Origin of the sequence: Pseudomonas sp. NFACC02 (genome assembly GCF_900110765.1) — a bacterium.
In the GTDB taxonomy this organism is placed as follows: domain Bacteria; phylum Pseudomonadota; class Gammaproteobacteria; order Pseudomonadales; family Pseudomonadaceae; genus Aquipseudomonas.
This window is the reverse complement of record NZ_FOEO01000055.1, coordinates 20,560-30,190: the sequence shown is the minus strand read 5'-3', so window position 1 is coordinate 30,190 and position 9,631 is coordinate 20,560. Positions and strand designations below refer to the sequence as shown.

Here is a 9,631-nt window from a genome sequence, read left to right as displayed (position 1 = left end):
CGTCACTGAATGCACGCTGAGCGTGTAACCATCAGCTTGCTCGCGATGGGAGAGAGCCAGTTTTATCAGGGGTGAATGACACACCGCATTCGCCCGGATGCGGTCCACACCAAGCTAACTCCCACAGGTTTTGTGTTCAGCCAGCAGGTCATGCGGCGAACCTACGAAAGCGCAGGGCGCGCTTCGCTTTTGATCTTGATCTTCATACCGCAGCAGCCCAGACACCACAAAGCGCGACTTGGGTGCAGGCTGAACGCAGGTGGCGCGCAGTGGGCCGAGCGGCATGGATGCCGCGAGAGCGCCGTCAGGACATGGATGTCCGTTCGGCGCGTGCCCACGGAGCGTCGCCGGAGTGAAGGTACTCCGACGAAGGAGGAGCCCAACCAGGAGCCAGACACTTGGTTACTTGGTGTCTTTTCAAGTAACCCGCCGAAGGCGGAACAGTTTGGCCGTTAGGACAAACCAAACCACTAGCGTCACCTCAAATAGTGGAAATGCACACCCTACAAGCGAGCTTGCCCGCGAAGACGGTACTCCGACGAATGTGGAGGATCAGCGCCATCAACGTTGACTGTCCCACCGCGTTCGCGGCCGTCGTAACCTCCGACTGCTCCTACAGGGCCCGCGCGGTGCCGATGCCTCGTGAATAACGCTCCCACAGGGGCGTACTCCAAACACAAGTCCTCATACCCCCCGCCCAAACCGTTCAGCCGCTCAGTCGTAACGACCAATTGCCAGTATTCATCGGCTCTGACACAATCGCGAATAATTCTCGTTAGTCACTCTGTTCTCTTCGGTGCGTCGTGTCGTCACTTCAAAGCCCTCAACATCAGCTTGTCGGAACGCTCTACCGCGACCATCGCAGCTGGTTGCTGGCCTGGCTGAAACGCAATATCGCCTGCCCGCATCGCGCCGAAGACCTGAGCCAGGACACCTTCATACGGCTTCTTGGCCGCGATCAATTGACCGAACCTCGTGAACCTCGGGCGTTTCTGGTTCAAGTGGCCAAAGGTTTGCTGTTCGACCATTTCCGTCGAGCGGCCCTGGAACAGGCCTACCTCACCGAATTGATGTTGATTCCAGAAGCCGAACAGCCTTCTCTGGAACAACAGCAACTGATCCTCGACGACCTGAAAGCCATCGACCGTCTGCTCGGCAAGCTGTCGAGCAAGGCGCGCGCGGCCTTTTTGTACAGTCGTCTGGAAGGCATGGCTCATGCCGAAATCGCCAACCAACTCGGCGTCTCCGTGCCGCGCGTACGCCAGTATCTGGCTCAGGGCATGCGCCAGTGCTACGTTGCCCTGTACGGCGAACCGACATGAGCGTCAGCACCCGCCCGGTTTCATCGCAGGTGCTCGACGCCGCCATCGCCTGGCAGTTGTGCCTGGATTGCGGTCGGGGCAGCGAAGCGGAGCGCGAAGAGTTCGCCAAGTGGTACGCCGCCAGCGAAGAACACGCCCGCGCCTGGATGCAACTCGGCATGCTCGACCAGCGTTTTGTCGGCACCACCGGCCCGGCTCGCTCGGCGTTGCTACGTTCGCGTGAAGGTGTTGGCCGCCAGGTCCGCAAGCTTGGCCGCGGGGTTGCCAGTGTCGCCATTGCCTTGGGGCTGACGCTGTTTCTCGGCGACCGTTATCTGCCGGTCAATTATTGGCTGGCGGATCTACGCACGGCGACCGGCGAGCAACGCACGATTCGGCTGTCGGACAACACCTTGATTCGCCTTAATACCCACAGCGCGGTGGACGTACGATTCGATGCGAAACAGCGTCGGGTGATTCTTCAAGACGGCGAAATTTTCGTAGAAACCGGCGGCCACGACGACCCACGCCCCTTCATCGTCGAAACCGACGAAGGCAGCATGCGTGCGCTGGGAACGAAGTTTCTGGTCAAGCGCAGGGACGATGGTACGTTGCTGAGCGTGCTGCAATCCGCCGTCGCGGCGCACCCACAAGCGGCTGGCACCGAAATGGTCTTGCGTGAAGGCCAGCAGATGCTGATTCAACGCCATAGCCTTGGCCCGATGCTTGCGCTCGCACCCGGGGCCGACGCCTGGACGCGCGGCATGCTGGTGGTGGACAACGCGCCGCTCAAGGACGTGATCGCGGAGCTGGCCCGGTATCGTCAGGGCCACCTCGGCGTGGCGCCGCAGGTAGCGGATTTGCGGATCACCGGCAGCTTCCCGTTGAATGACACCGATCTCGCCCTGAAGGCGTTAATGCCGACCTTGCCGGTTGCGATCGAGCAACGCACGCATTGGTGGGTGACGGTGGTGGCGAGCACAGCCAAGCCGACCCGCAAGCTGTAGTTGCAACGCCGATCAACGATGGGATGAGCTTGCCAGGAAAAGCGGGTGCATCCAGCCTCATCCTCTGCGGCTCTAACTCAGCATTCGTGAGCGAGCTCACTCCCACACGTTTGTGCTGCAGGCATAAACGCGCAGCGACCGACTGCAAAGTGTGAATCTAAATTATTTTCGATTAGCCCTATCACTTTCCCGATCTCGTCCGGCACATAGGCATTGAGAACACTTTCCACTCAGGAGCCCGCCCATGTCCCGCACGCTTCAATTTCTTCTGCGACCCAGCTTGCTGGCTGCCGCTGTCGCCCTCGCGACCCCGATGGCAAGCACGCAACTGCTGGCGGCTTCTCAAGCATCTAGCGTCCGTGCGTACAACCTGCCAGCGGCGCCGCTGTCCAGCACGTTGACCCAGATCGCCAGTCAGGCGGGCATCGCCCTGTCGCTGGACCCGTCGCTGGCCGCCGGCCGCACTTCGGCCCCGGTTCAAGGCCAGTTCGACGCGCCGGGCGCCATGGCGCAAGCGTTGCGCGGCACGGGTTTGCAGCTGAGCCAGACGTCGGCAGGCACGTACAGCCTGATTGCCGCGCCGGAGGGCGTGATGGCGTTGCCTGAAACCAGCATTCAGGGACGACAGGACGGTTTTGAAAGCGCGTGGGGACCGACCGAAACCTACGCGGCTACCCGCACCGCCTCTGGCACCAAAACCGACACCGCGCTGGTTGAAGCACCGCGCTCGATCTCTGTCGCTACCCGTCAACAGATGGAAGATCGCGCGGTCCAGAACCTCGACGACGCCGTGCGCTACATGCCTGGCGTTGTGGCCAGCAGCTACGGCAGCGACAGCCGCGCCGAGTGGCTGAAGGTGCGCGGCTTCGAGCCGACGCAGTTCCTCGATGGCCTGCCGCTGCCGAAAGGCGCCTACGTGATGCCGAAGATGGAAACCTGGGACCTGGACCGCGTTGCGCTGCTGCGCGGCCCGGCCTCGTCGGTATATGGCCAGACGCCTCCGGGCGGCCTGCTGGACATGGTCAGTCGTCGCCCTGAAGCCGAAGCCAGTCACGAAGTTCAGGTTCAGGTGGGCAGCTACAACCGCAAGCAGATCAGCTTCGACAGCACCGGCAAGATCGATGACGCCGACACCTTCGAATACCGTGTGAGCGGCGTGGTGCGCGACAGCGGCACATCAGTCGAGCACGTCGACGACAATCGTTACAACATCGCCCCCAGCCTGACCTGGAACATCAACCCGGACACCAAGCTGACGTTCCTCAGCCAGTTCAACCGCGACGATACCGGCACCACCAGTCAGTTTCTGCCGATCCAGGGCACCAAATACCCATCGGCCGCCGGTGAAATCCGCTACCACAAAAACCTGGGTGATCCGGACTGGGAGTTCTACGACAAGACCTACTACGCGCTGGGTTATGCCTTCGAAACCCGCCTGAACGATGTCTGGCAGTTCAAACAGAACCTGCGTTACACCAAGAGCGACCTGTCGTTCCAGACCATCACCGCCGGCGGTTACTACGGATCGGTTGCAGATGACGGCACCGTGCAGCGCGGCGCCAACGTTGTGAACGAGGACATCAGCCAGTTCGCGCTGGACAACAACTTCCAGGCCGACTTCGACACCGGCAACCTCAAGCACTCCCTGTTGCTCGGTGCCGACTACCAGCGCGTCAACCACAACTACAAATGGCAGTACGGCAGCGCGCCGACCAGCAACATCATCAACCCGGTCTATGGCCAGGACTTCAGCAACATCAACTACGCCGCGTTCCAGGACTACAACCAGAAGACCGACGACTTTGGTGTCTACGTTCAGGACCAACTGGCGCTGGACAACTGGCGTCTGACCTTGGGCGGTCGTCAGGACCTGCTCAAGACCAAGACAAAATTCTATAACTTTGCGGACGAACGTGACGACCGCACCGACAGTGCCTTTACCGGGAATGCGGCGCTGAGCTACGTCTTCGATTCCGGCTTCACGCCATACATTTCCTACGCCGAGTCGTTTCAGGCGGAACAAGGTGGCGCGGCCGACGTCACCACCGGTCAGAGCAATGCGTTCAAACCAGGCACAGGCAAGCAGTACGAAGTGGGTCTGAAATACCAGCCACCCGGCAGCGACATCATGTTCACCGCAGCGGCTTATGACCTGACCCGCAAAGACATCGTGCTCAGCGATACCTTCGGCAATTCTCGCCCGCTCGGGGAGGCCAAGGTCCGTGGTTTCGAACTGGAGGCCGTGGGTAACGTCACTGAAAACCTGAAAGTGACGGCGTCCTACACCTACGCCAACAGCAAAATGACCAAGGTCACCGACCCGCTGGACAAAAACCGTCCACTGCCACTGACGCCGGAAAACGCCGCTTCGGTATGGGGTGACTACACCTGGCACACCGGCCTGCTCGACGGCTTCGGTATCGGGTTCGGCGCGCGTTACATCGGCGAAACCGACAACATTGCTATCGGCAGCTACGGCTTCGTGGCCAACCCGAACTACGGTCACAGCAATCCTTACACGGTCTATGACGCTGCCGTTCATTACGACCTCGGGCGCATGAACAGCTCGCTCAAAGGGGTCAGCGTGTCGGTTAACGCCAACAACGTCTTCGACAAGGAATACATTTCCACTTGCGACGGCTTCTACTGCTATTACGGCGATCGTCGAAGTGTGCTCGCGAGCGTGGATTACAAATGGTAATGGTTTAAACTCTCATTTATGAAAACAAGGGCCGCTTGGAACAGCGGCCCTTTTAGCTTCCGTTCAAACCGGTATCGCACCATGAAGAGCCAAACCATCCGCCGCTGGTCGTTCATCCACACGTGGAGCAGCCTGATCTGCACGCTGTTCCTGCTGATGCTCGCCATCACCGGCTTGCCGCTGGTGTTCCACCACGAGATCGAGGAACTGCTGGGTGATGCGCCGGCGCTCAAGGAAATGCCCGCCAGCACGCCACGCATGGACCTGCAGCAACTGGTGAGCGCCGCCCAGGCGCATCGTCAGGGCGAAGTGGTCCAGTATTTCGGTTGGGATAAAGATGAGCCCAACGGCATGTATGCCTTCATGGGTAAAACCGCAGGTGGCGATCCCAACGACACACACACCTTCATGCTCGACGCGCGCACCGGCGAGCCAGTGGAAACCCCTTCGGCGAACGGCGGGTTCCTGAACATCATGCTGCGCCTTCACGTGGACATGTACGCAGGGCTGCCGGGCAAGCTACTGCTGGCCTTCATGGGCCTGCTCTTTGTGGTAGCGATTATTTCGGGCGTGGTGTTGTATGCACCGTTCATGCGTCGACTCGATTTCGCCACTGTCCGGCCGAACAAATCGACCCGAGTGCGCTGGCTGGACCTGCACAACCTCATTGGCGTCGTCACATTGACCTGGGCGTTTGTCGTCGGCTTGACGGGCGTGCTCAATGCCTGCGCCGACCTGGTGATCGCACAATGGCGCAACGATTCGCTGGCCGCGATGGTCGCCCCTTATCGCGATGCGCCGCCGCTGACAACACGAGCACCGGCAACCGACCTGCTGCGCATTGCGCAGGCGACCGTTCCAGGCTCGGAGCCGTCGTTCATCGCGTTCCCCGGCTCACGATTTTCCAGCGAGCACCACTACGCGGTCTTCATGAAAGGCAGCACGCACCTGACGTCCCACCTGCTGACGCCCGTCTTGATCGATGCCGAAAACCTGAAAGTGACCGCAATCGTCAGCAGCCCTTGGTACCTGGACGCCCTGCTGCTCTCACAGCCGCTGCACTTCGGCGATTACGGCGGCATGCCGATGAAAATCCTCTGGGGCATTCTCGACGTGCTGACCATCATCGTACTGGGCAGTGGCGTCTACCTGTGGTGGGTACGCCGTCGTGCCGCCGCCACCGTCAACGTAACGCAAACGATGGAAGCGGCATGACACGACACAAAAAACACCCAGCGTTCTGGAAAGCCTTCGCCAAACCGACCTGGATCGCACTCCTGACCGCCATCGGCCTGTTCGCCGCGCTGCTGGGTGACGGCGCGTGGGACGTTCTCGCCTGGGTGGGCATGGCGATCCCGGCATGGCTCAGCATCAAGGGGCTGCTGGTGCGGCGTCGGGTTTGAGGGCTGCCAACTGAATCGGCCATTCGGCCCATTGCAACAGGACATTGCACAGCGTTCTGGCCCTGACTAGTCTAAGGGCCAGTCCGACCCAGAGGAATGTCCATGTCTGCCCCCAGCATGATGCTGTACTACAACGCCGCTTCGCCCTTCGCACGCAAAGTGTTGATTCTGCTGCACGAAACAGGTCAGGCAGGACGGGTGGGTCTCAAACCGGTCGCTGTCACGCCGGTCAATCCTGATGCCGAGGTGTGCCATGACAATCCATGCGGGAAGATTCCTGCGCTGTGTCTGGCCGATGACAACGTCATCCACGACAGTCGGGTGATTCTCGACTATCTCGACCATCAGCATGCCGGTCATCCTTTGATTCCACGCGATGGCCCGGCGCGCTGGCGGCGCCTGACGCTGGCGTCTCTGGCGGATGCGCTGCTGGACGCCGCGGTGCTGATCCGTTACGAAACCTTCCTGCGCCCCGAAGAGAAGCACTGGAGCGACTGGCTGGATAATCAGGCCGAGAAAATTTCCCGCTCGCTGGCCTACTTCGAAACCGAGGCGGTCACCGAGCTGAGCGCGCACTTCGACATCGCGTCGATCACCTTGGCCAGCGCACTCGGGTACCTCGACTTCCGCCAACCCAACCTGGGCTGGCGCAGCAGCTACCCGCGCCTTGCCAGCTGGTATTACGAAGTCAGCCAGCGACCGTCGATGCTGGAAACCCAGCCGCCTGCGTAAATCCCGCAGACTTACCGGAGCCTCCTGTGGGAGTGAGCTTGCTCGCGAAGGCGTCAGTACCTTCGCTGCATCTTCTACGGCCGGAAATCAGCTTTCGCGAGTCGCCACCGTGGCGCTCAATCAACACTCCGGTTTGTCGGCGGTATAACGACGCGCCGGGTTCACCGCCGCGCCGAATTCACGCAAGGCCTTGGCGCCGATCAGCAGCGGGTAATTGAAGTGGCTGCGATCGACCAGGTTGACTTCGACGGTACGCTTGACGTTGCCCAGACAGAGTTCGAGGTCGACCACCGGACGCGTGGTCGGATCCACCGGCTCATCGTCGTCCTCGCCTTCGGATCGGCCTTTGATACGGCTGATGCGCGACACCTTGTGCTCGTAGACCTTGTTGTCGGCATCCTTGGTCGCCAGGCGGAAACGCACCCAGTCATCGCCATCACGCTTGAACAGTTCGATGTCCTTGGCCGAGAGCGATGCGGTGAGCGCGCCGGTGTCCATCTTGGCCTTGAAGGTCTCCCCGAGTTCAGAAACCTGAATGTACTCATAGCGACCATACAACGTTGGTTCGGCGGCCATGACAGGCAACGCCAGCAGGGACAGAAGCGCCAGAAGGGATTTCACGTAACAGGTTCCTCGCAATGAATGGGCGTCGCACAGGCCCGATTTTAGACCGCAACTTTGCCGTTCGTTCGGTCACTAAGGTAGAACGCCAGCCTACCGGCGCACGCGTGAAACATTTGTCAGCGACCGCTGGATTTGGCTCCTCGGGCATAGCTGCTTATCATTGCCAGCCCTTTTCAAGACCACGAGTGATTTATGCGTCACCTGCTTACCGGTATCGCCGTCACGCTGCTGCTTTTGCTCAACACCTGTGTGCTGATCGGCCCGCTGATGGTCTTCGCCCTCCTCAAGCTGGTGTTCCAGAGCGAAATGCGCGACCGCTGCTCGTGGGCGGTGATGTGGATCGCCGAGACCTGGGTCGAGATCAACAAGCTGATTTTCAAGCTGTGCATCCCCACCCGCTGGGAGATCAACGGTCATGAGGGCTTGCGTGGCGACACGTCCTATCTGGTCATCAGCAACCATCAATCGTGGGTGGACATTCCAGCGCTGGTCCAGGCGCTGAACCGCCGCACGCCGTTTTTCAAGTTTTTCCTGAAGAAAGAACTGATCTGGGTGCCGTTCCTCGGACTGGCGTGGTGGGCGCTCGATTATCCGTTCATGAAACGCTACTCCAAGGCGTTTCTGGCAAAACACCCGGAGCTCAAAGGCAAAGACCTGGAGATCACCAAAGAAGCGTGCGAGCTGTTCAAGCGCCAGCCGGTCACCGTCGTGAACTACCTGGAGGGCACACGTTTCACACCGGCCAAGCATGCCGAACAGGCCTCTCCTTATCGTTACCTGCTAAAGCCCAAGGCAGGCGGTGTTGCGTTCGTTCTGGCGGCGATGGGCGAACAGCTGGACGCCGTGCTCGACGTGACAGTGGTCTATCCCGGCGCACGTATTCCGGGGTTCTGGGAGCTGATTTCAGGACGGGTACCCCGGGTGATCGTCGACATCCAGACCCGCGAACTCGACCCCGCGCTGTGGCGAGGCGATTACGAGAACGACCCGGTGTTCCGTGAGTACGTGCAGGACTGGGTGAACCGGTTGTGGGGGGAGAAGGATGCGCGGATAGAGGCGTTGCAGGGAGAACGGACAAGCGGCTGATTCTGGGTAGGAGCGCGCTTGCCCACGAATGCAATTTATCAGTGACCATCCCGTTGTCTGACCTGACGCATTCGCGGGCAAGCGCGCTCCTACAAGTTAATGAGTTTGCCAGCAGGACCGGTGGTAACTGACCACAGGATTTCTGACACCCTCACCTATCGGAGTATCGCCTGGAGCGACTACTTGGCGCCCCACACTCCGCTCAGCGCCGACAACGCCGAGCCGCTCGCGCCTTGCTGACCCAGGTACTGCAGGATCACCGGTACAAACTGGCTGACCATGCCGCTGTCCATGCCCAGCGCGCCGAAGGCCTTGTTCACATCGCCCATGCTTTGGACATTGCCCAGCGCACTGCTGATTGCCGAGTTGCTGTTGCCCGAGCTGCTGCCGAGCAGGCTGCCCAGATCGCCGAGGCTACCCAGGGCGGTTGTGCCCGACAACTGATCGAGACCCGGCACCGACTGGGTCAGACTGGAGTAGTCATTGCCGGTCAGTTTGTTCTTGGCCAGGCCCAACAACGCGCCGGTACCGCCCACCGCTTGCTGCGGCGTGACATTCAATTGCGTGCCAAGTGCATTGAGCAGTCCGGCCGCTTCAGGGGCGGCGGTGGCTTTCTGTTGTCCGCCCGTAGCGCTGGAAACAGCGTTGGCCGCATCGTTCAGGTTGAAGGCAAAGACCGGTGTTGCTGCCAGGGCCATCAAAGCCGCCAGTGCAGCGCCGCGTGCGTTTTTCATTGAAACCTTCATGTGAACCCACCTCATTTGCCAGAGATCCGGC

9 protein-coding genes are annotated in these 9,631 nt (G+C 60.5%); 7 read left to right on the top strand and 2 right to left on the bottom strand.

What is annotated here, in order from left to right:
• The first annotated feature begins 803 nt into the window (after positions 1 to 803).
• The 6 genes from BMY73_RS25585 (at position 804) to BMY73_RS25560 (ending at position 7,144) form a co-directional block, all read left to right on the top strand.
• Positions 804 to 1,322 (top strand): RNA polymerase sigma factor, encoded by a 519-nt coding sequence (locus tag BMY73_RS25585; RefSeq protein ID WP_092410624.1) that lies wholly within the window; start codon positions 804 to 806, stop codon positions 1,320 to 1,322.
• Positions 1,319 to 2,308, top strand: a complete 990-nt coding sequence (locus tag BMY73_RS25580) for a FecR domain-containing protein (RefSeq protein WP_062385309.1) — start codon at positions 1,319 to 1,321, stop codon at positions 2,306 to 2,308. The genes BMY73_RS25585 and BMY73_RS25580 overlap by 4 nt, the downstream gene beginning before the upstream one ends.
• A 244-nt stretch (positions 2,309 to 2,552) precedes the next feature.
• Complete coding sequence (locus BMY73_RS25575) at positions 2,553 to 5,009, top strand: TonB-dependent siderophore receptor (protein WP_092410622.1); 2,457 nt, start codon at positions 2,553 to 2,555, stop codon at positions 5,007 to 5,009.
• 81 nt (positions 5,010 to 5,090) lie between these two features.
• Positions 5,091 to 6,224 (top strand): PepSY-associated TM helix domain-containing protein, encoded by a 1,134-nt coding sequence (locus tag BMY73_RS25570; protein WP_092410620.1) that lies wholly within the window; start codon positions 5,091 to 5,093, stop codon positions 6,222 to 6,224.
• Positions 6,221 to 6,412 carry a hypothetical protein gene (locus tag BMY73_RS25565; protein ID WP_092410618.1) on the top strand — a complete coding sequence of 64 codons (192 nt, stop codon included), beginning with the start codon at positions 6,221 to 6,223 and terminating at the stop codon, positions 6,410 to 6,412. Before BMY73_RS25570 ends, BMY73_RS25565 begins: the two co-directional genes overlap by 4 nt.
• Positions 6,413 to 6,514: 102 nt before the next feature.
• Positions 6,515 to 7,144, top strand: coding sequence for a glutathione S-transferase family protein (locus BMY73_RS25560; RefSeq protein WP_175500248.1), 630 nt, complete (start codon positions 6,515 to 6,517; stop codon positions 7,142 to 7,144).
• Between the two features lie 120 nt (positions 7,145 to 7,264).
• On the opposite strand, the gene BMY73_RS25555 is transcribed toward BMY73_RS25560, so the two are convergent.
• Complete coding sequence (locus tag BMY73_RS25555; RefSeq protein ID WP_092410616.1) at positions 7,265 to 7,765, bottom strand: retropepsin-like aspartic peptidase RloA2; 501 nt, start codon at positions 7,763 to 7,765, stop codon at positions 7,265 to 7,267.
• A gap of 195 nt (positions 7,766 to 7,960) precedes the next feature.
• On the opposite strand from BMY73_RS25555, the gene BMY73_RS25550 reads away from it, so the two are divergent.
• Positions 7,961 to 8,854, top strand: a complete 894-nt coding sequence (locus tag BMY73_RS25550) for an acyltransferase (protein ID WP_062385320.1) — start codon at positions 7,961 to 7,963, stop codon at positions 8,852 to 8,854.
• A 179-nt stretch (positions 8,855 to 9,033) separates the two neighbouring features.
• On the opposite strand, the gene BMY73_RS25545 is transcribed toward BMY73_RS25550, so the two are convergent.
• Positions 9,034 to 9,588 carry a DUF2780 domain-containing protein gene (locus BMY73_RS25545; protein WP_175500247.1) on the bottom strand — a complete coding sequence of 185 codons (555 nt, stop codon included), beginning with the start codon at positions 9,586 to 9,588 and terminating at the stop codon, positions 9,034 to 9,036.
• Positions 9,589 to 9,631: the final 43 nt, after the last annotated feature.